We start from the raw sequence: 21,378 nt of genomic DNA, 5'->3' as shown, positions 1-21,378 counted from the left end.
CGTCGGTCAAACCTTGGCGCAGCTTTCCTGCTACTTTCCCCGGCAGAAAGACACTTATGGGCGCGCTTTGGCATGTTTGTGCGGACTCGCTAGCAGGCAGAATGAACGACCGTTACATTCGCTTAGCTCGCCGTGACGAACATCGTGCGCGGCAAGCATCATGGACGTTCTGGGAGGCCTGCGTCATGCTAGGGCTCGCCGCTATCGAGGCCTTGGAAAGCGCTTCGCGACCGATTTGTTTCAGCCGATCGGGCCTCGTCTCACCTGTGCTGGCACCTCCAGAATTTGCGAGGTGACATCAACGCGAGCGCTCGTCTCGTACCGGGCGAGGCTCACGCAGACCTCATCGAGGACCGACCGCAATAGCGCGGTTGTAGCGGCGTTCAACATTTGGAGATCCCACAGTGCCGGCGGGCGAGGCAGTGTAGGTGCGCATCAACTCCATAGCGATCGAGCAGAACTCCCTCGACCTAGTCTGCTCTCGCCCCATCCCAGTGAAGTCAAGGCGTAATCCTCAACCCAGGCGATCGCTGTCGAGGCAACCCAGAGCAGAGCGCCGCGACGATGGAATAAGAAGCTGCCTCCTCTACATTCTTGCGCGTGTATTAGTCCTAAAAATGCATTCTCGCGCAGATCTAGAGCGTCTTCTGGCTATTTGCCGCCGATTCTCTGCCGCAAGCTTTATTACGCAAGCTGAACGAAGGCTCACATCGATTCTGTTGCAGCGCACCGCCTGCTCACGCAGGTCAGTCCCGGCGGGCCGATTCAAGTCAAAACCAGTTCAGCGTATATAGCCTATGGGGCAAACGGGCTGCACTTGTATCGCGCCACGCTGGTGCGCGGCACTGCCTTACAACGATACGACTTCTTCTTCTCATACAAGCTTGTTACAACCCTCGCAGCCCCGCAGATTGCTCCCGACATTGAACAACGATCGATTCAGTCATTATAATCTTTCAGTGGTTCAGGAGTGCCGGATTATGTTTGTAGGCATCAGCACGGACCAAAGATCTTGCCGTAATGCGCTCAATCAGCTCGGCATATCGAGCCCGTCAAATCCGATCGTCGGGTTGAGTGAATTCACTTACAAGAAGGGGAGGACGATCTACATCGACGGCGGCCCCGCCGAGTACGTCTATCAGGTCATGAAAGGGACGGTACGGACCTACAAACTGCTGTCCGATGGGCGACGCCAGATTGGCGCATTTCATTTACCAGGTGACATTTTTGGATTCGAGAACGGTGGGGTACACCGATTTACCGCGGAATCCGTTACGCAGAGCACTGTTCGCCTGATCAAGAGGCACACTCTTGATGCGATCGCCCGGACTGACGCAGTCGTCTGGCGCACCTTGCTCAGCATGACCACGATTAAATTGCAGCACGCGGAGAACCATATGCTGCTGCTTGGACGTAAGACTGCTCTGGAGCGCGTTGCCGCTTTCTTGCATGAGATGGATGTGCGGCTCATGGCTGTTGATGTTATGTCACTGCCAATGTCTCGGCGAGACATCGCGGACTACCTGGGCTTGAGCATCGAGACCGTCTCACGCTCAGTGTCACAATTGCATAGTGATGGCGTTCTTGGTTTCATCGGCAACACTCAACGCGAGATCATGATTCTAGACCGGCAGCGGCTTGCTAGCTTCGAGTTGCAAAGTTGAGCGCCAGCCGAGTGCGCGCAAACCGTAACTCGGACGAACATGAGGCGGCGCAGCAACGGCCTATCAGGCAGCCGTTCGGTGAGCGCGCCGATATCGGAATACATGAGCTCGTGGTTGCGCTCGACTCCCCTCAACTGATGGATGATCCGTATCTTAGATCCCCTTTCAGAGCGTGTTCGCAATACTTGGCTCGCGTACCCAAAGCCGTTGCCAATTGCTCCACGACAGCGTTCTCCAATCCCTCCTTTTGCGCGCGCGTGCGAATGTCCGCCACCAGGTCGGGGATCTGCCCGGCCATAGAGATCAGGGTAGCGATGAGTACGTCCGCATCAACACGCGTCTCCACTGGCGCAAGCCAATTTGATCGAGCTTGTATTCCCCCCCGACTTTCATGGCGAGTTTGATCTTGCGCTGATCGACATGGTCGTAAGGAAGAATGCTGGCGATGTCGTAAAGGGGGGCGAGACGCACGAGAAGACCGCTGGCCAGAAGCAATGAATAGTTCTTGGCGTGAGCATCAGAGCCTCCAATGAGCCAGTTGAAGACCAAAGCACTGACGAACGTCTCAAGGTCAGCCTCGCGGTCTGTCGAGTAGGTACGCAAGAGCTCGACAATATCGGCAGGCGTTGGTCCGCCCTTGTTCTGGTATTTCTTCGTCGGCAGGATGCCCATGGCCTGGCAGATATCTTCCTGATGAACGCGGATGATGTCGTTCCCTCTGACCTGCCGATCGTAGCGTTCAACCACGATCGCGATTTCCTGTTCGAAGCGCATCACCTTGGTTTCAGCGGCTGGCAGTCCGAGCTCGCGTGCGAGCTGCAGGCAGATATGCTCATTCTCGGCGTGGCCATCAAAATGGCCTGTCGGTAGTTTCAAAATGTGGGTGGTCGGTATGCGCCCGGCCGGAATACCCCATTTGTTGTCTTTGAGGACAAGCGCGGTTTTCGGCTGGACGCCTGCAAGACTGAATTGACCCGTGTCGCGGGGCAGACGCCAGGCAGCGTGATCTTCGCGCAAGATTCGAAGCCGGTTTGCTATTTCCGGCTTATCCAGCCATTCGATCTTGTCGTCTTTGCCTGTTTTCAGAGCCTCCAATCGATCAGGCGTGACGAACTGGACAGCCCCGGCGCAATCTTCGCCAACGTTAGAGATGAGGGCAAACACGTTGCGCGCCGATACCTGAAATTTCTTGGCCCAGCGCTCGAGCACCTGCTCGTTGTCAGGAAGCAGCCCCCACAAGAAGGCCTGAACGGTGGCTGGACCGTGCTCCTCAGCGGCAAGCGGCATCGATAGCGATAGGGGTAGGCCCCGTCCGCGTTGCGCCATGCATGGTCGTAGACGAAGGTCAGCCGACCGCGTGCGTCACTGCGGACGCGACCGGCTTCGGTGCCATCCAAGAGTGCAATGAGCTCGGCCATTATGTCTTGCCTTTTTTGGCTTTGGTGACGATGGCTTTGATATCAACTGCGGAGGTAGACCCGCGGCTGGTGGGCGCTCCACTGTTGGCGTCCACCGGGATGCCGAGAACGTCGAGAGCACGGAGGATAAGGGCCAGCTCTGCGCGGGGATGACCGTGCTCAACCTCAATTACCCATTGACGGCTAACGCCGATCCGCTTGGCCAGTGTCGACTGGTCTAGCTTGAGGCGTTTGCGTCTGTCGCGAATGCCGAGGTCGGCCGGTGTACGGATAAGCATGGCAATTCCAAATGTCAGCGGTCGCTTACATTGTTCTATGTCGCCGTTCGCTGACAACCGAGAATGTCGCCGCTCGCCAACATTTCAGAATGTCATCGATCGTCGACGTTGTCGACCCGGGAAGTATTAACCTTTTCAGAGACATAAAGAGCATAACCCGGCATTAACCAAGCAATGCTCGCTCCGCGCTGCGGCAAGGTCCTAGCCTGCTCGGTGTCTCCTTGCTCGGATGTGACACCGAATGGCGGCTCCTCGCGGGTCATGAGCCGCGCGCGCTCATGTGCGTGCGGATCAATCGGCATGAGCATTTCCTTCTGGCCGCTCCGATACCTTGCGGAGCTTCTTCACCGCTTTTGCGGGTCTGAGAAGATGATGACGTTGCGAGCTATGCTGCCCATCCGCGTTCGATGCGTGGCTGCAACATTGCTTCGGTCATCCACCTCTACCGGCCAAGCAGAACCCACAACCCTAGCCCGTGGATAAGGCGCACAACTACTCCGATATTCAAAGTCGCCCCTTACTCGCGATGCCGTTCTCAGGGAGAACAAGGCGCGCCGCGGCGCAGGCCGCGGCGGAATTTTGGCCTGAAACCGATACAGGAAGTCCGCCGCCCGCTGGGCATTGGACGAGGTCTTAAAGATCGCGCGTTGGTCGTTCTTCAGCACGTTGATCCAAGAGGGGATATAGGAGGCGTGACCCTCCCTCACCTCCGGTGTCAGGCCGAGATCGGCGGACAGGAAGGCCGCGCCAAGCTCTGCGACCAACTCTTCCATGGCATAGCCTTCATCGCCGAAGCGCTTGCGGCCGAACTCGCGATTCAGGCGGCTCTCATGGCGGTATGTAGTGTCCAACGCCACTCATTGCGCGCCTCGCGGCAGAAATGGAAGTACGTGGCCCTCACCTTTTCAGGTGGTGTACCGACCTTCGCCAGAGTACCTGCGAAGCTTGTCGAGATAGCCACCGCGATCGGTCGGAGCGAGATGTAAAACAGTGCGGGCGCGGCTCGGTGCTAACCGACCCGGGGGCTGAAACCAAGCCAACTAGTCCCTACCACATCCGCACTGCCGATGAGATTAGCGGAAAGGTGACTCGGCGCTGATCGATCTGGAGCAATAGCGCTGTCCCTGCCACATCCCGTTAACCCCAAAGGGCTCTGTATCTGTGATAGCTTACCGCAAGCTGACAGGCCTTTGCGCAGTCGGTCAATGGTACGTGTGGACTATCAATACCCGCTCAATCTGCCACGGAAATTCCTGCAACCACTCAGACATGCTCTCAGTCTGTCAGCCGTCACGACTTCAGGATCACCCGGACAGTTCAGGCTGCTAATCAGTGAGACATTTTCGGTTGCGGACCATACCATAGTAGATACTCCGCCCCCGTTAGAGAGCAGGTCTCCTGTGGCGTTAAATTGCGAATTCGGTGCTTTGCGCCCGCCCATACCTCCGCCGTGCATATTGTACAGCCATGTTCGTCGCACTCCGCGTATCGGTCGATTGTCGAAGTGCATTTGTGGAATTCCAGTAAGCCTTCAACCGGGGAATCCTGCGGATTGACGAAAAGCGAGCCAGAGTGATGATTGCACACTTAAATTGTAGGCTCTGTGATGCGAGAGAAGTACAGCATCGCACGACTGAGCGACATAACGCCGGTCAGCAATAGATGGAAAGGAGCGGGGATGCGACTTGGCGCCTATCGAGGGAACTTGATGAGAAAGGCGCTATCCCTATCCGCATCCGCACTGCCAATGAAGTTAGCCACGGGATCGAGAGGCTAACGCATCGGTTTGCCCTGAGGGCTGCTCACACGAGATGCCTCGTGGGTATTAACGAGAAATCGGCCTTGAGCGACCTACCCGGACTGATAGGCGAGACTGAGGGCGTAGCTGATCGCTCGGATTCATCCCAAGGGAGATACCATAGTCTGCGGAGAATGAGCAAAGACGGGCTTGCTGACGCCGCTGCCGATAACGTCGTCCGCCAAGCGTCATCATTGAAGTAGAGCTTAGTCCTCGACATCACTCATCGACAAGCCGCCGGGATACATAAGTATATTCTAGAGCGATCCGGCGTGCCTGTTCAATGAGGTTGGCGGCGGCGCTATGCCCCCCGTCGGTATTCTCATAGTAGAGGTACGGTTGGCCCAACGCAGCGAGCCTCGCCGCTGCCTTGCGGCCATGCGCTGGATGCACGCGGTCGTCCTTGGTGGACGTGAGAATGAAGGGGGCCGGGTAGGTCTTGCCTGGCACCAACCTCTGATAGGGCGAGTAGGCCTCGAGCCACTTGCGCTGTTCGGGAATGGTGGGATCGCCATACTCGCCGATCCAGGAGGCTCCGGCGCCCAGCTTGGTGAACCGAACCATATCGAACAGCGGAACCTGTAAGATGGCCGCATTGAAGAGCTCGGGTCGTTGGGTGATTGCGGTCCCTACCAGGAGGCCTCCTTGGCTACCGCCGACTACGCCCAGCCGGCGGGGAGAAGTGATTTTGCGCCGGATCAAGTCCTCCGCGACGGCGATAAAATCATCCCATGTGCGCTGCTTCGTTGCTCCTTGGGCAGTCTGGTGCCATTGGGGCCCGAACTCACCCCCGCCGCGCAGGTTCGCGACAACATACGCGTTGCCCTGCTCGAGCCAGAGTCGTCCGGTGAGGCCCACGTAAGAGGGGATGAGCGGAGTCTGAAACCCACCATAGCCATAGAGAAGCGTTGGAGTTGATCCGTCAAACCTTGCGCTCTTGGGTCGTAGCAGAAAGTAAGGAATGCGGGTGCCATCGCGCGAGATTGCCTCGAACTGTTCGACGACAAGTCTCGAGGCGTCGAACCTAGGAGGTGTCGCCTTCAGTGTCTCAAGGCGTTCGGTTGCAGCGTCGAAGTACCAGAGCATCGTCGGGCTAAGAAAGCTGGAGACGGTGAACATCGCCTCGTCAGTTTCATGCGATGCCGCAGCCAGACCGACACTCGCATTCTCTGGAATCGGGATCGGCGTGGCCTGCCAGGCGCCCTGATGGTACTTGTAGACGAACGCCCTGCTCTGAACATTGTCGAGAATCGTTAGGATTAACAAGTTTCTTGTGGCGGTGAATCCGACGAGCGCTTGTCGAGGCCCAGGCTTGAAAACGAGCGTGGGTCTGGCGCGCAGCGGATCCTGCTTCCATTCGGCCAGGTCATACGAGATGATCGAGCCGCCTGAGAAGGGGGTGTCTCCGGACTGTGGCATCCAGTCTTCGTTTAGCGTCACCAGCAGGCGACCACTCGCGATGCCCCCGATGGTCGCTTTCTTTGGCAGATTGAGCTTAGTCGGCTTGGACCCAAAGAGAACATACTCATGCTCGAACGAACTGATGCTGCGGACGGCGCCGGTCGCATGGATCGTGCCTTCACTGTCGCGCAGCACGAATGGTGTGGCCGCGACATCGGTCGGCTCGCCACGGAAGACCTCGTGCGCTTCCGCGAGCGACTGAGCGCGCTTGAGCTCCTTCACAACGAAAGGGTAACCGGCTTGCGTCATGGTCCCTTCGCCCCAATCTCGTGTAATCAGGACCGTGTCCCTATTTACCCAAGTGACCTGCTGTTTTCCCTCCGGAAGTGCGAAGCCGTTCGTGACGAAGGTTTTGTCGACTGCGTCGAACTCCCGGACGAACACAGCGTCCTTTCCGCCATCGGACAGGTCGAGCAAGCATAGGCGCTCTTCGGGCGGAAGGCAGCTCACCCCTTTAAGAACCCAGTTCTTCTTGTCCGCGTCAGCGAGAGCATCCACGTCGAGGATGGTCTCCCATCGAGGGCTCTGGGTGCGATAGCTTTCAAGCGTCGTACGCCGCAAGACGCCGCGCACCTGGTTCTCGTCCTGCCAGAAATTATCGAGACCGCGCCGTCCCAATGAGACGTACGGAATCCGGTCCTTGGCCTGAAGAACGTGGAGCGCTTCCCCGTAGAAGCGCTGGTAACGTGGATCAGATTGCAGCGCACTGAGCGTCTTGTCGTTCTCGGTGTGAGCCCAAGCCAATGCGCGCGGCCCTTCGATTTCCTCAAGCCAAAGAAAAGGATCCTCAGCCCCGCTCGCAGGCGCTAGCGCCTGGGACAGTCCCGCGGCCATCAAACAGCTCATGGATAGCGACGCTGCGAGAAAAAGCGAATTTTTCATGGGAGTTGACCTGAAGTTAGCCAGCCGGACTTGGCGTCTTGCTAGGTGAGTGGAAGCATTCGGAAGATGCATACTCGGCTTCAAAGAGCGGGCATGCGGGAACTGAGTCCGCTGGCTTTCGATGGTGCAAGCAGCGTGCCGCTTGAAAATTGGAGGTTCTCCAGTCGTTTCCAACCCATGTAGGTGTCGACTTTTGGACGTCCGTCTCAAACCTGACAATCGGTTCTTAGGAAGGGCGGCATGTTGCGCAGCGGCCGCCTTGCTCGTCGTCGCAGTACGTAAATCCTCGACGACCGCTTGCGCCACCGTTCGGCCACTCACAACTCGGCTATGGGCAGCATCATCCGTCGACAGTTTCGACTTTAGGTGTGAAGTGCGAGCACAGGCCGATCTTCACGGCCTGCTGATCGCGTTGGCCGGCACCATCAGTGCCCCGCGCAGGCTGCCGGTACTCGATGTGATTTGCGGCCTGTTGGCTGGGAGAGACTTGAGGCGATTGGCGTTGAGCAACGCCTTTGTCCGCCAGCCAAACGCGTAACCTGCGGCAGGTTCGGCGGCCGAGCCCGTATGGAAGGCGCTCGACGCCACGATTCCTAAATTCCGCAGCGGGATCCCTCCTGAGCAACCGTGACCGCGGCGAGCCCCAACATCACGTCGCCAGTGAATCCGAAATGGAGACGATAGAGCCACCAGATTGCGCAGCACCGGTCGAGATCGTACATGGCGAGCGCGCGCCTTATTGCAACGACCATCCGCGCCATCGGCTTCATTCCTCGTGTCTGGAAACCTCGACGTCTCGGGGCCAGCGTTCTCCATTTCGTGTTTTGATGGGCGATGGTTCGCTGTGCGCGTGCATCCGCAATGGATTGGTGGCTAAGATTGATGTTCGTCATGCGCTCTTTTCCGCGTTTGGAAGCTGGCTGCACACGCCTATGTGCATGCGATCTACCGTGACCCTACGGTGGAGGTACTGCTTGCAAAACGCCCAGATCTGGTAGGGCCAATTGACAGGACTCCCATCCGATAAATGCGCTCGCGCAATCCCACTGCTACGCAAAGCGTTGCGACGGTCGGTTGCGGCTACGCGACCTTTGCTGCCACCTTCCTAAGAATACCTCCGCGTCCGCCAAGACTATGTAGGCTCGCACCGGCAGAGACTACGCCGCTTCCGAGTGCCCTCCACGGTCACCGGTTTCGCTGCCCAATTTGCGCGAACCAAGCCGACATCGAGCGCTGGTTTGGCGGCCAAGCCCCGTCTGAGCGCGCTGGCAAGTCTCCGCCTCGCTGAACAACACCTCGGACAGTTCGGCCCGCCGCAGCACACCATCGTGCAGCGCTTGTTAGGACCGCTCAGACGCAAAGCAGCCGAGACGATCATCCCGCGCACGGCTAAAGGTACGGCACTGGCAGCGTGTAATGGGCATTCCGCGACGTCCTCCAATCCTCCGATCCTGCATGCTATGGTGCAACCTCGGACTGGCCGACAGCCGGAGCTACATCGGTCAAGCGAAAGTAACATCCTCAGGTGAGGCAATACGAACGGGCAACTTTGTCCCGGCCGCTATTGACGCTCAGCGTCATGCCGATGGCGCTCGTGTCAGGGCGCGCTAGAGGAAGCGGACATTTCAGCGGCGACTTCGACACCGCGCGCACGAACTACGACGATTTCCTTATTCAGGACACGAGTGAATTCTCTTTCCAACGATCCGTTGGCGAAGAAACGTAGGCCGCATACGTGCTCGCCCGTCCGGGCACACGATCGGTAGCTCCTGCGTGTGGCGTCACTGATTTCCCTTAGCAGCTCCCCATGTGGTTGACCAAGATGTACGCCCCTGAAACTTTGGCAGCGCTGACCGAACGACTTGAGATCGGCATCGTCGGCGTCGGGGCCGAACAGCCGCGCCTTGTCCCCGTCCCGGGGGACGCCCTCGCGCCGTAGATAGCCGCGATGCGCAGCGAGCGGCGCCGAACGCACCTTTATGACGGACGGTCTGGGGCTTGATTGTCACCAGATGCGAGCGGCCCCGGAGCAGACGGTTCGCCCGATCGCTGGCGAACCCGGCCGCGACCGAATGTGGAGCACCTAAAAATGGTGACCTTGCACGTGCGCGAGAAACCGCCGCAGGCGCGCTGAGTGGCGGCAAGCGCCTGGCGCTGAAGGGCGTGGCCCACTGGCTCCTTAAGGTGTGGACGCAACCAGGCGACGCTGAAATGGCTCGAGTCGTCGTCGATCGTTGTTCGGCGCTCGCCAATATTGTCGCAAACTCGCCACAGCAGCCCAATGTCTGCGGCGCCCGACAACTGCAGCAGGTTTTCATATTTGTCTTGCCGGCAAGACCGGCGATCAGATCAAGGGTTAAATGGGCCGCGAAAGGCCAGGCACTTTTATTGCAGACGTTACTGTTCGTCGTGACACGCTTCAGCCTACATGTGGACAGGCGCAATGGCCGTGAGGGACGAGCTCGGGCCAAGTGGAATACAACTTTGCGGGACCTGTCTGGTCGAAATGTTCGGGCCAGGATTCGCGCTCCAGATTAGGTCGAGGATGGCGAGGCAATTTACTCGAGAGAGGCTGGAGCCGGTCCCCGGTCCCGCAGACCAACGGTTGACGGGCCGCGCCGTGTTGGGCGCAACCATCGGCAATATTCTCGAATTCTACGACTTCGGGACCTATAGCTTTTTCGCGATACAGATCGGCCAAACGTTCTTCCCGGCAACCGACTCGTTCGCCAGCCTCATGCTGTCACTCGCAACCTTCGGCGCAGGTTTTGTGACCAGGCCGATCGGGGCCATCGTACTCGGCTCGTATTCGGATCGGGTCGGCCGCCGGCCCGCGATGACCGCCAGCTTTACCATGATGAGTGCCGCGGTCCTATTGTTAGCTATCACGCCATCGTATGAGACAATAGGACTTGCCGCCCCGTCACTGGTCGTCTTCGCACGCTTACTGCAAGGCTTTGCTCTCGGAGGTGAAGTGGGTCCGACGACCGCCTACTTGATGGAAGCGGCCCCCGCTGACGCCCGCGGTCTTGCTGTCTCCTTTCAGCCCGCGAGCCAACAGATAGCTGCGACGGCCGGAGCGTTGGTTGGAGAAATACTCTCCCTGACCATGCCAAGCGAAGCGCTCAATGCGTACGGATGGCGGATCGCGCTGTTGCTCGGCGCCGCTACGTTGCCGTTCGGACTTTGGTTGCGGAGCGTCCTACCCGAAACGTTGCACCGGCCCGAGGCGCCCGTTCTGGTCACCCAGCCTGGAGGGCAATCGCGTGCCGATCGCCGCATCATGAGCTTGGGATTTGTCATCTTGGCCAGCTGCACGATCAGTACTTATGTTACGGGATATATGACCACCTACGCGTTGAACACCCTCCACGTTTCCGCACCTCTCGCCTTTGGTACCACGCTCATCAGCAATGCGGTCGGAATTGCTGCAGCACTGCTGGGCGGCCTGCTCGCCGACCGCGCAGGCCGTCGGCGCATCATGATATGGCCGCAGGCCACTGCCTTGCTGATGATCTATCCGGTATTCCTGTGGATTGCCGAGAGCCGCAGTGCCTTCGCACTTCTAGGAGGTCTCGGCGCCCTCACCCTGATCGGAACGATTCCATATAGCGCCTTCTACGTGAGCATGGCCGAAGGTTTGCCCAGGAACATTCGTGGTGGCGCCTTCGCGACGATCTACGCTTTTGCGATAGCGATTTTCGGAGGCACAGCTCAACCGATCGTCACCTGGCTGATCCACCTTACCGGGAGCGCACTCGTGCCCGCCTGGTACATGCTTTTCGCGAGCGCGGCCGGGCTCTTTGCCATGCTCCGGATGCCGGAGACGTCGCCACTCACGTCCAACCATAGACGACCGTCCGTAACGCCACGACCGCTGCGCTAGGCATAGCCGAACAAGTTGAGATGACACCCATGATGTCCAAATGCAAAACATATAACAGGTACGCTATGAGCGTCGCATGAAAGCAATCTATCCTGAGAATTCGACCAGTTTTAGATCGAGCAGAGCTCTTGTCGAAACACAGCGTCGCGGTCGAAAGCGACTTTTCACCCGACCGTCGCCGATGCGGCAGTTGCGCGATTGGCGGTAGTCACCGCTGGCTGTAAGTAAGCAATCCTTCTCATCATCTTTAGAGAACAAGATGGCCCCGGCTTTCACCATCTGCCAGCGTAACCCTACGGCATGAGGATGCGGCCGCTTTCAGAGCAAGCGGCCGCACGAGGCTCGATCCTCATTCTCTGCTTGACTTGTTTTGGGTCCTCAGTGTCGCACGCACGAGGGATCGGTCAAACAGAAAAACAGGTCGCAGATACCATCCAACGGGTCATCCGCGCACTGAGGATATGATGTATCGGCTACCTGCATCCTGGGGGTGACCGGTTGCGCAGTAACTTTTGCAGCAAAAGGCGGCACCGCCGCCGTTGCAAGCGCGAGAGCGCTCGCCGTCACTAACACAGACTTTTTCATTCGAGAATCGCATCCCTAGGTTGGCCCCAACCGTCCTCGAGGGTCTATATGGCGACGCTGTAAGCGGTAAAATTGATTTTCTTGATCAGATCTATCTACGGAATGGATCAGTTCGGACATCACCGTATGGCTCAATTTTAACCCGCTCGGTAACCTGCAAATCTGCTTCATGATCGAACGCTCGACGAGCCTCGGAGTGGTCATGTCTCGGAGCACTCGAGCACAGCATTTTCTTGAATCTGACTTGTAACGTCCCAGCGAGGCCACAGCCGGTTTTCATGGTTCCGAACATGCGCTGCACGAACGCACTTGCGTCACACTTGGACGCACGATTGTTCGTCACCGCGTGAGAGGACTGCGAAGATCGCTTACCCAGCCTTTTGTTCGGCTGCGCTGCAGGCCACAAGGCAAGGCTTGGGCGGAGCCGACCGCGGCGGCATGCTAGCAGCCTAGCGGGACTGCATTCGTGGTCAGAACTTGCCACCCGCCGAATATGGTTGATGGGCGCAGCCTTTTCCCGATCCTGTCAGACTAGTCAGCCGAGGAGTGGAGACGCGACAGTGACGATGACGGCATCTTGGCTGGACTCATCTCGGGCGCTGACAACAGGCCGCCAGCCGCAAGGGGTCGGAATTTCTCGAGCGATGATACAAGTCAGCTTATCGACAGCTCAGGGTCCTAGCAGGAGAACATCTCGATCCAGACGAGAGGGTCGGCCTGATCAGCTCAATCTGAAAGAGGAGAATGAGCCGGCTCCCCTCAACAGACCGAGCCGTTCGAGAACCGGAATCATGCTGCTGTCCGGCGGCAATCATTGGTGCGCGGACCAGCGAGCGTGTTCGGCCCTTCCAATTTGAGCCGCGCTCCATGATCGCCAGCTTCGTTCTCGATGGACCGCGGCCATGATGAGAGATCGGCTTTGCGCAAGCGGCGCTTCAGCGCATTTGCTTCATTTTGTCAAGGGAGAGGCGGCAACAATGGATAGAGCTCGGGGGCAGCTTGAAGGGTGATGGTATTTTCGCGATTTCCGACTCGAAACGTCCCAATCCGAAGCCTCAGAACCCGGCTCTCCCCTCGCAGCGCATTGGGACGAGGCTCTGACGGACGCGCGGCCGTCCGCCGCGAGCTCGGCCTGGTCGCAGGACCACGTTCTGGAGGCGTGGGCGGCCGAAGAGGGGCAGGGCGAAGACGAGAACCGCCAAACCGCCGTCAATCGAATGAGAGCTTCGCTGGAGGATGGGAATGAGGCGCTGGATCTGTCCTCCCTCTCCCTGACCGCATTGCCCGCTACACTTCCGCCCGAGCTTGAGGCCTTGGGCGTGAGAGACAATCAGTTGGCAAGCTTGCCCGTGCTTCCGGCCCGGCTCCGTGCGCTCAATGCAGCGGGGAACCAACTGACCACCCTGCCAGCAGACCTGCCATCCAGGCTCCGGTTACTGATCATCGGCGACAATTCACTGACCAGCCTGCCTGCTCTGCCGACAACCCTTCGGGAACTGACCGCTCACGGCAACCACCTGACCAGCCTGCCTGAGCTTCCAGCCCGGCTGCGTAGCCTCAGCGTTGACTTTAACCAATTGACCGGTCTGCCCCCTCTTCCGGCAACGCTTGAGGAGCTCGACGCTGCAAACAACCAGCTGACCAGCTTGCCTAACCTTCCAGCCGGACTGCAGACCCTGGACGTCGGTGGCAATCAACTGGCCAGTCTGCCCGCCCTTCCGGCAACGCTCCTGGAGCTCGCCGCCCCAAGCAACCAGCTGACCAGCCTACCCGCTCTTCCAGCTGATATTGAGAGCCTCGATCTCGACGACAATCAGCTGACTGAACTGCCCGAGCCTCTCCCGCCGCGGATCGAATTGCTATCGGCCCGCGACAATCAGCTGGTCCGGCTGCCAGAACTGCCGGCTGGCCTCGAAGCACTTGATGTTAGCAATAATCGGCTGACGGACGTACCGGAGAGCCTGCTGCAGCTAGGCAGCGATGCGGCGGTCGATTGACGGATAATCCGCTGCAAGAGCGGGTGCAGAGCAATTTATTGAGAGCGAGGACTGCTGCGGACTATGCCGGCCCGCAAATCCTTTTCTCGCTAAGCGCAGAGCCGACGGAAGCTACGCCCCGGCCGCTGCACGAGGTTGTCGAAGAACTGGTTGGGACAGGACCCAATCACACTGGCAACGTGGCAAGGCTTCGCCGACGAGCCGGTGCGCAAGACTATGCTCGTTTCCTCGACCGGCTTGCCGGCACGGTGAATTACCGCAATGATGAATTTCGGCATTTCGGCAGGCCGTGGGCGAGGATCTGCGGCAGGCCACGGCGAGGCCTCGACTGCGCGAGTTGTTTTTCCAGCTGGCCTCCGATGCGTGCGCGAGGTGTGAGGATCGGGTCACTTTGATGTGGAACGGGATGCAGACCGCACGGCTGAACGCTGACATCGAGGACGGCCTGTACGACGATCGGCTCGCCGAGTTGCTCCAGCATGCCCGCGTCATGTTCCGCTTGGAGGCGCTGGACGGGATAGCGCGCCAAACGCTGTCGTGAGCTCGGGCCATGACTCAATGGACAGCCTTCGCCAAGCTGAGGCTGCAGAGGCTGCTCTTCGGGCGATACCGCCCTTGGTCGCTCATGACGGCGACTGAAACAAGCAGCGACATGACTGACCATACGCCCATGTATTGGGATTGTCGCGGCGGCGCTCGGCGCCATTGTCAGGTGAAGCGAAGCAGATCAGACGTCACTCGGCTCGAGACGCTCAACGAAGAATGACAAGCCCCAGCATCATTTGGGGGCCAAGGAGGCTTGATGCTGGGGCCGTCGTAGCCTTATGCAAGATTAGCAAACAGGCAGCGTTGTTGTGCACCGCCCGGTTTGATTCGTCAAAGCGGCCGGATGCTCAGCTCCGGTACATCCGGAGCATCCGCGATACGTTGAAGCTTTGCCGAGGGTTTGCGCGCCAGTTTGCCGCGGGCAGACATGTGAAAGCACTGTTATATCCGAGCGGATCGGCGCCGGCATCAGGCACATGTTTCTCCGCCTGCCGCACTCAGCGGCCTAGCTTCTCGCCCGAGCGCCGATCTTCGCGACGCCTCGTAATGCGCAGCTTGCTTGTCCGGCGATCGACAATTGTCCGGATCGCCGGCTGACAAGCCTGCCGTGGTGCGTGTTCTCTTCCCCAAGGCTGCATCCTTTTGCGAGATGGAGCCTGAACGAGCTCGGTGCTACTCAGGTAATCCGCCGAGCCGATCCAGAGGCATGAAGGCTGCCACCAAACGGCACACTGCCGCAAGACAACCAGCTCACTAGATCCCCAGCCGAGCCATCTGCGCTGAAACGTGCTCCGGACCGGGAAGGGGGTGCCACGGCTGGCCAGCGGCGGTGCTCAACAAGGACCTACAGAACGCAGGGGTGAGCTTGCCGCGGTGGATCACGACGTTCTCGTGCCCCTCGGCGGCTCGAGCGCTCTGCCAGTGCTGATTGTACCCGCGCTGCTCGTCGGACTTCACGTGACAAGCGGCGAATTCGCGATCGCCCAGCGTTGCCAATTGCCAGGCATGTACCGGCCGCTTGGTATGGATGTGCACCCACATCGGGCTTGGCGTCTTACCACTGCGCAGCGCCTTGGGCTGCAGCTTGATCTCGAACAGCCTCCCTGGCTCTCCCTTCAAGGCGCGCGGTGGATCCACCGACGCCAGTTCCCCCGCCGCCCGCAACTGCTCAAGATACTTTTGCGATGGAAATGCATAGGTCTTCATGCAGTCGCTCGTGATTTCTGCCTTTGTTCGCGTGTTCAATGAGTTTGCCTGTCCCTGCACCTCGGCCCACATCGTCTTGAGCCGGACTATTTTTTCGTGCACTTCGGGCACTTGCGCAGCCGTGAGCAGGCCACGTCGGCGAGGCTCCTCCAGCGCGGCGACACAGGCCTCAATCTCGGCGGCCTGCGTCTGCAAGCGCTTAATGACGAGATCCAAGACGTGGTCGGCGTCCTCGGGCTTCATCTGGCGCGCTTGCGAGACGGCGCTTTGCTGAGCCGGCAGATCGAACTGCAGCAGCTCGTCCAGTCGCTCGAGCAATCCCGCCAGTGCTTTCCTGGACGGCGGAGCCTGCCACATCTGGAGGTGCTCGGTGGCGGAGGTTGACGCCCTCGCCCGTGCCTCCTCCGCGGTCGCGAGTTTCTTGGTACCGAGATCCGAGAGCACGATAACCTTGCCTGTTGGGGCCGTGGCGGCATCGGGCCTTGCGAGTTGCGGCTCGGGCGGGCGGGCCGTCGAACTCCCCTCGCCTGCGGCCGCTGCGCGCCTTCCTTTGCCCTTTCTGCGCGCTGGACTGCCTTCGCCCACCACGGCGGTATTTTCGGGCAGCGCAGCCCAAGCCGGCGGTGCAATCGCGGCTGGCGTCTTTGGCTGCACTGCCAGCAGCCGCATGACTTCGTTCGCCGTAAGCCACGCACCTTCCACGATCTCGTCCAGCAACTGCAATGGAAGCTCAGCTCCCGTTCCGGCCTCCCTCAGCGTGGCAACCATGGAGCTCACCCCCGATGCGAATTCCGAAAGCCGCTCCATGACTCCTTCCAGAACGGCGCGATGCTCAGCGTCGAGCACTGCTCCATCGCTGTTCAGAACGGCGTCGGCAGTCGAAACAAATGCCGGAAAAACGTCTCCGATGAAGGTCCCGAGCAGACGCACCTGCCCGTTCTCGTCCATGAGGGCACCGCGCACGTCTGGTTCCAGCGTGCTCGCTTGCGACTTAATCAAGAGCTCCGCGAGAGCGATCCGCGATTGCAGATACATGCACTTCGTATTGAGCGCCCAGCCGGTATGAAGCCTTAGTGCGGCCTCTTCGGCCTTGCGCATCTCGGGCGTGCTGCTTGGCAAGTCGGCAGTAGCCGCGCAGACGGACTGCATCCGCTCCGAGCGCAATGCCTTCTTTCCCCACCACTCCATGCAGGCCGCATAGTGTTCCGCCACGCCTGCAACCGCGCGGCTCAGCTGGTCGGGCGTCGCCGCGCCTTTGATCTTCTCGAGCCACTCTGCTGCTGTCCTTCTGCTCTTCTCCAGTGGATAGATGATCTCGGTGGCCACGTCGTTACATTGGTTGCCCGCGTCCAGCGTGTCATCGCGGAGCCGACGAGCCCGATCGTCGGGCAGAATGCGACGTGCCAACTCGGGGGGCAGATCGGCGTAGTAGTCCAGAACTGCTGAGCCTGCCCTGACGACTTGGTCGATCAGCTCTTGCGCCTCTGGCAAGTTCTGGGCGTGCGTGGCCGCTCGACGCCAAGTTTCAAGCTCCTCAAGCAGGCTGCCCAATTTTCGCTCTGCTGCCTTGATCTCGTCCCGAGTTGGCGCCACCACATCCGGAGTTGGTGGCGGGTTCGCAAGCGCCGGGGTTCTATCTTGGGGCCCGGCGCGCATCCGCTCCACCACGGCATCGAAGGATTGACTGTGTTCCCCAGGGAAGAGGCCGGGCTCCAGGCTCGAACTGCTCAATTGTCCGGTGCTGTCGGCTCCTGCAGCCCCAACCTGCGATGTGCCAGCTCGGCCAATGCCCGTCATATTTCATCTCCGATAAAGTCGAGAATGCGCAGCCTGTCTGAATAGACCGCCTGGCTGACGACTAGCTGACCAAGAGCGTTCTTCCGGATGCACAAGAAAGCCGATGTCGCCTTTGGTTCCAATGCCATCGCAGCTCGTGTGTTGCTGAAGCCAGCGATGCGGGATAACTGCGACAGTTGCGGGATAATCAGCTGAGTTACGTGACCGCAGCCTGACGTGCCCTGGCCAAGATCTGCACTGTGGACTGCGACAGTACCGGCCGCGAGGCGATCCGTAAGAGTCCCGCTCCTATGCCGATGGCTACTTTTCACAAGAACCTGGCCAAGCCGTCCCAAAACGTTAGAGAGCAGCCAGGAGAACGCTCGCTTCCTGAACGGCGAATGTGATCAGGCAGAAATGGCCAGCGTATATCGATCGGCAGACCTACGGCCACCGCGCGCGTCCCGCTATCCGGTAAGGAGACTTCGACCAAAAGAGCTTACCAAGCCAACGGCCATGCACCGATTGTGACGAGACGCTGAAGGCCGATCCGCAACAACATTTCTCCTCTGAATCGAGCAGAATCGACGTTGCGCAAGTCCCTTTCAAACTACATTTCGCCGAGCCGGCGCCCATCCAGGCCCGGTCAGATCGCCATCATAGAAATATGGCAGCCAGCGTACCAAGCGCGCCGAGCATCAGCCCGATCAGCGAACCGGCTGTTGGCACGTCTCTAAAGAGCAAGAGGGTGAGTATCGGTTCTACTACCAGAATAGCTCCTACCGATATCGCGACAATGATCCAGATATTCTTCAGATGCATGTAGCCCAGCGCGTATCCGAAAACGAGGAGGCTGCCACCGAAAGATATCAGGAGAAACATCGGCAACAGCATTGCCAGGTCACCGCCCGCCCTTCCAAATTGCCTTGAGGCAATCAGTTCGGCGAATATCGAAAGCGCCTCCCCAAGGAAAATCGCTGCCACTGCTACAATCTTCAATATCAAGTTTATCGGCCTTTACGGTTCCGGCCATCCAAGGCAGCTCGGAGACGGGGCATGGGAGTTAGAGTCGAGGTTGCCTTTTCGGCCTGTCAGGCGCTTGCAAACGGTTCGCGCGCTATTCCTCCTCACCGGCACTTCAAACATCTGCCCGGATGATGACTAGATCCCGACATGCAGCAATTGTCTCGCGTCGATCAAACCATCTTCGCTGCTTGCAGAAAGCGAAAATGGCCCACGACGAGCCCGACCCCACCGCGTGCCGCGTGCCAGACCGGAGCGATCAGGCCCTAGGCTGCAATCCGCACGGGGAGAGCGGAATAGCCGTGCACGAAGCTGGACGCAATTCGCTCGGGTTCGCCGACAACCTTGACCTTCAGTCCCGCATCCAAAATCTCTTCCCAGAGCACTCTCAACTGCAGTTCCGCAAGATGTCGACCAAGACAGCGATGGATGCCGAATCCGAACGAGAGATGCTGCCGCACATTCTTGCGGTCGATGACGAAACTGTTGGCGTTCTCAATGATCTCTTCGTCCCGGTTTCCGGAGATGTACCACATGACGACCTTGTCGCCCTTCCTGATCTGTTTCCCGCCTACGATGCTATCGGTCGCCGCGGTGCGGCGCATATGCGCGATCGGCGTCTGGTATCGAATAATCTCGGACACGGCGCTCGAGACCAACTTGGGATTATCGGTCAGTTTTCGCAGTTCGGAGGGGTACTGACTCATGAACAGGACGCCGCCGGTAATCGAGTTGCGCGTGGTGTCATTCCCGCCAACGATCAGAAGAATCAGATTCCCGAGAAACTCACTCGGATCCATATGTCGTGTGGCGGGCGAGTGCGCCATCAAGGAAATCAGGTCGAGGCGCGGCTCGGCATTGATGCGCTCGTTCCAAAGCCGGGTGAAATAGTCCAGGCACTCGGACAAGATTGTACTTCGCTTGTCCCAGCTGTCGATTGCATGGTCTGCTTTCGGAGCTGTAACCGCGACTTCTGACCAATAGGTCAGCAGTCGCCGATCCTCAAATGGAAAGTCGAACAGCGTGGCGAGCATTTGCGTGGTCAACTCTATGGAGACCATGTCCACCCAGTTGAAGGCCTCATTGCGTGGCAAGCCCGCGAGAATCGCCCTGACCCGAGACCGGATCAAGCTTTCGAGCTTCGTCAAGCTTTCCGGTCCGACGATTGGGCTGACGGTATTGCGCTGCCCGGCGTGCTTGGGAGGCCCCATCTTGATGAAACTCGGGGTCCAGTGCTCGCCAGGCACGTCGACAATAGTGACACCTTCTTCTGACGAGAACGCTTTGTGGTTTGTGTCTACGGCTACGATATCCCGGTATTTCGTTACGGACCAATATGGACCATGAGCGCTGCCTTGACAGTAGTGAACGGGATCTTCCTTTCGCAACCGCTCAAAGCAAGCCCACATGCTGTCGTCTTGAAAGCGCTTGCCCTCGCTTACATCCAGCTTGCTCAGCGGGATAACACACGAATCCTCAGCCCTATAATCTTCCGATCTCCTTGTCATGATCATCTCTGCAGATTCTGCTCTCGAGAGTTTGCGGTGTGGCGCGATACATGGCTTCGAGCTGCCGCAGCGCTTGGCTGCGACGGGCCGCTCGACCAGGCTACCTCACAGCGCAGTTAGCCTCGCCCTACCATGTCGGGCAGTAAGGATCGCATTGACTTTCCAAGTCGATCTACTCAACGGATCAGTGAGAGCTCTCAGCGCTGGTTAGAGATGGCTATGCGCTGGAGGCGACATTCAAGCCGAGTACACCTTCATAAGGTGACCCTCGCCTTGGGATACGGCCGGAACGGATAGCTTTCTCAAGGCATGGATGAATAATCGTCTGGCTAGGACTGTTCAGGCAGATCGATCCAGATATCCGAAGGACCCTTCATGAGGGTATCATGATCTGGAACGTAGATACTATCGAAGATCCTGAGACCATGAGCCGTTGCCGCTCCAAGAATTATGAAAGGGAGCTTGACTTGCTCCAGGTCTTCGAAGTTGTCAGCGCCGACGATTCGAACAAAATCGAGTTTAAAGTGTTGGAACTTGATCTGAGATGTCGCCGACGCGACCAGATCCTTCACCCTAGATACCCCATGGGCGATCTCTTTCCTCGAGTGGTTGAGTGCCGTGAAAAGACACGACAGCTCATCAAGCTCGAAACGGTTAAATCGCCGCAAACGCGACGAAATGGGCACTCCGTTCTTGTATCTCACGGTCGGCACAAACCTTATCTCGCAATCCAGAAGGAGGTCTGCGACGGCGCGCTTCACCAGGATCGCCTGACCGATATCCTTCAGGCCGAAGTAGCTTCGAGTTGGCCTTGCATAGCAGATCCACCGGACTGCCCCGGTAACGGCTTCCTTCAAATAGGCCTCAGGCCCCCCTAAACGCAAATGACAGTCTCCTTGCGATACAAAGGTTTGATAGCCAGGCGGGAACATTTCGGTGTCGTTGGAGGAAATCACGGCAGTTGCTCCCGAACGCAATGCAAGTCCAATATCCTCGTCAAAATTGAAATCGTAGCTCCCACCTGGTCTAAGCTGGATCTTGTTCGGGTAGACTGTGACGATCGCGACGTCGTTCTCCGATGCCGCCCTTCTGATCAGTTCTGCATGCCCAAGATGCAGGGCGCCGAGAGTATGTACCGTCCCGATAGTCTGCCCTGTTCTCGCCACCTCCCGGATGAACGCTTTACCTGCGGAAAGACATGCCAGATGCATTTTCCTACTCCAGTCTCTTTTAATGCCAAAAGAGCGATTTGATTGAATGCCAAAAGAGCGATCTGATCGGTCGGATCGCGCAGAAGGTCTGCCCTGCCTCTCGTATCCGCCGGCAATGCCAACGAGCCCCATAGCGCTT

At 58.7% G+C, this 21,378-nt stretch carries 13 protein-coding genes and 1 pseudogene; 4 read left to right on the top strand and 10 right to left on the bottom strand.

The annotated features are described in order from the left end of the window. Positions 1-980 precede the first annotated feature (980 nt). Entirely contained in the window at positions 981-1,664 is a 684-nt protein-coding gene (locus ACVIIV_RS14555; protein WP_456744801.1) for a helix-turn-helix domain-containing protein, read from the top strand. A 303-nt stretch (positions 1,665-1,967) separates the two neighbouring features. On the opposite strand, the gene ACVIIV_RS14550 is transcribed toward ACVIIV_RS14555, so the two are convergent. From ACVIIV_RS14550 to ACVIIV_RS14525, 6 genes and pseudogenes are all read right to left on the bottom strand, one after another. After that, complete coding sequence (locus tag ACVIIV_RS14550; protein WP_456744800.1) at positions 1,968-2,990, bottom strand: type II toxin-antitoxin system HipA family toxin; 1,023 nt, start codon at positions 2,988-2,990, stop codon at positions 1,968-1,970. A gap of 91 nt (positions 2,991-3,081) precedes the next feature. Beyond that, positions 3,082-3,360, bottom strand: coding sequence for a helix-turn-helix domain-containing protein (locus ACVIIV_RS14545; protein WP_456744799.1), 279 nt, complete (start codon positions 3,358-3,360; stop codon positions 3,082-3,084). Between the two features lie 92 nt (positions 3,361-3,452). Continuing rightward, entirely contained in the window at positions 3,453-3,662 is a 210-nt protein-coding gene (locus ACVIIV_RS14540) for a hypothetical protein (protein ID WP_456744798.1), read from the bottom strand. Positions 3,663-3,944: 282 nt separating this feature from the next. After that, positions 3,945-4,196: pseudogene (locus tag ACVIIV_RS14535) on the bottom strand (zincin-like metallopeptidase domain-containing protein); the annotation flags it as partial. A 1,181-nt stretch (positions 4,197-5,377) separates the two neighbouring features. Further along, entirely contained in the window at positions 5,378-7,453 is a 2,076-nt protein-coding gene (locus tag ACVIIV_RS14530) for a prolyl oligopeptidase family serine peptidase (protein ID WP_456744797.1), read from the bottom strand. Positions 7,454-8,094: 641 nt separating this feature from the next. Further along, positions 8,095-8,394 (bottom strand): hypothetical protein, encoded by a 300-nt coding sequence (locus ACVIIV_RS14525; protein ID WP_456744796.1) that lies wholly within the window; start codon positions 8,392-8,394, stop codon positions 8,095-8,097. Between the two features lie 1,652 nt (positions 8,395-10,046). Between ACVIIV_RS14525 and ACVIIV_RS14520 the strand changes: the two genes are divergently transcribed. From ACVIIV_RS14520 to ACVIIV_RS14510, 3 genes are all read left to right on the top strand, one after another. Beyond that, positions 10,047-11,387, top strand: a complete 1,341-nt coding sequence (locus tag ACVIIV_RS14520; RefSeq protein WP_456744795.1) for an MFS transporter — start codon at positions 10,047-10,049, stop codon at positions 11,385-11,387. Positions 11,388-13,189: 1,802 nt separating this feature from the next. Further along, positions 13,190-13,969, top strand: coding sequence for a leucine-rich repeat domain-containing protein (locus ACVIIV_RS14515; RefSeq protein ID WP_456744794.1), 780 nt, complete (start codon positions 13,190-13,192; stop codon positions 13,967-13,969). 289 nt (positions 13,970-14,258) lie between these two features. Continuing rightward, complete coding sequence (locus tag ACVIIV_RS14510; protein WP_456744793.1) at positions 14,259-14,510, top strand: NEL-type E3 ubiquitin ligase domain-containing protein; 252 nt, start codon at positions 14,259-14,261, stop codon at positions 14,508-14,510. A gap of 758 nt (positions 14,511-15,268) precedes the next feature. On the opposite strand, the gene ACVIIV_RS14505 is transcribed toward ACVIIV_RS14510, so the two are convergent. The 4 genes from ACVIIV_RS14505 to ACVIIV_RS14490 form a co-directional block, all read right to left on the bottom strand. Next, positions 15,269-17,518 carry a hypothetical protein gene (locus ACVIIV_RS14505; RefSeq protein ID WP_456744792.1) on the bottom strand — a complete coding sequence of 750 codons (2,250 nt, stop codon included), beginning with the start codon at positions 17,516-17,518 and terminating at the stop codon, positions 15,269-15,271. A gap of 636 nt (positions 17,519-18,154) precedes the next feature. After that, complete coding sequence (locus tag ACVIIV_RS14500) at positions 18,155-18,481, bottom strand: hypothetical protein (RefSeq protein WP_456744791.1); 327 nt, start codon at positions 18,479-18,481, stop codon at positions 18,155-18,157. A 305-nt stretch (positions 18,482-18,786) separates the two neighbouring features. After that, positions 18,787-20,028, bottom strand: a complete 1,242-nt coding sequence (locus tag ACVIIV_RS14495; protein ID WP_456744790.1) for a cytochrome P450 — start codon at positions 20,026-20,028, stop codon at positions 18,787-18,789. 329 nt (positions 20,029-20,357) lie between these two features. Next, positions 20,358-21,239 carry a pantoate--beta-alanine ligase gene (locus tag ACVIIV_RS14490; protein WP_456744789.1) on the bottom strand — a complete coding sequence of 294 codons (882 nt, stop codon included), beginning with the start codon at positions 21,237-21,239 and terminating at the stop codon, positions 20,358-20,360. Positions 21,240-21,378 lie beyond the last annotated feature (139 nt).

It is taken from the genome of Bradyrhizobium sp. USDA 4354 (genome assembly GCF_054060315.1).
This window is presented reverse-complemented; position numbering and strand designations above follow the sequence as displayed.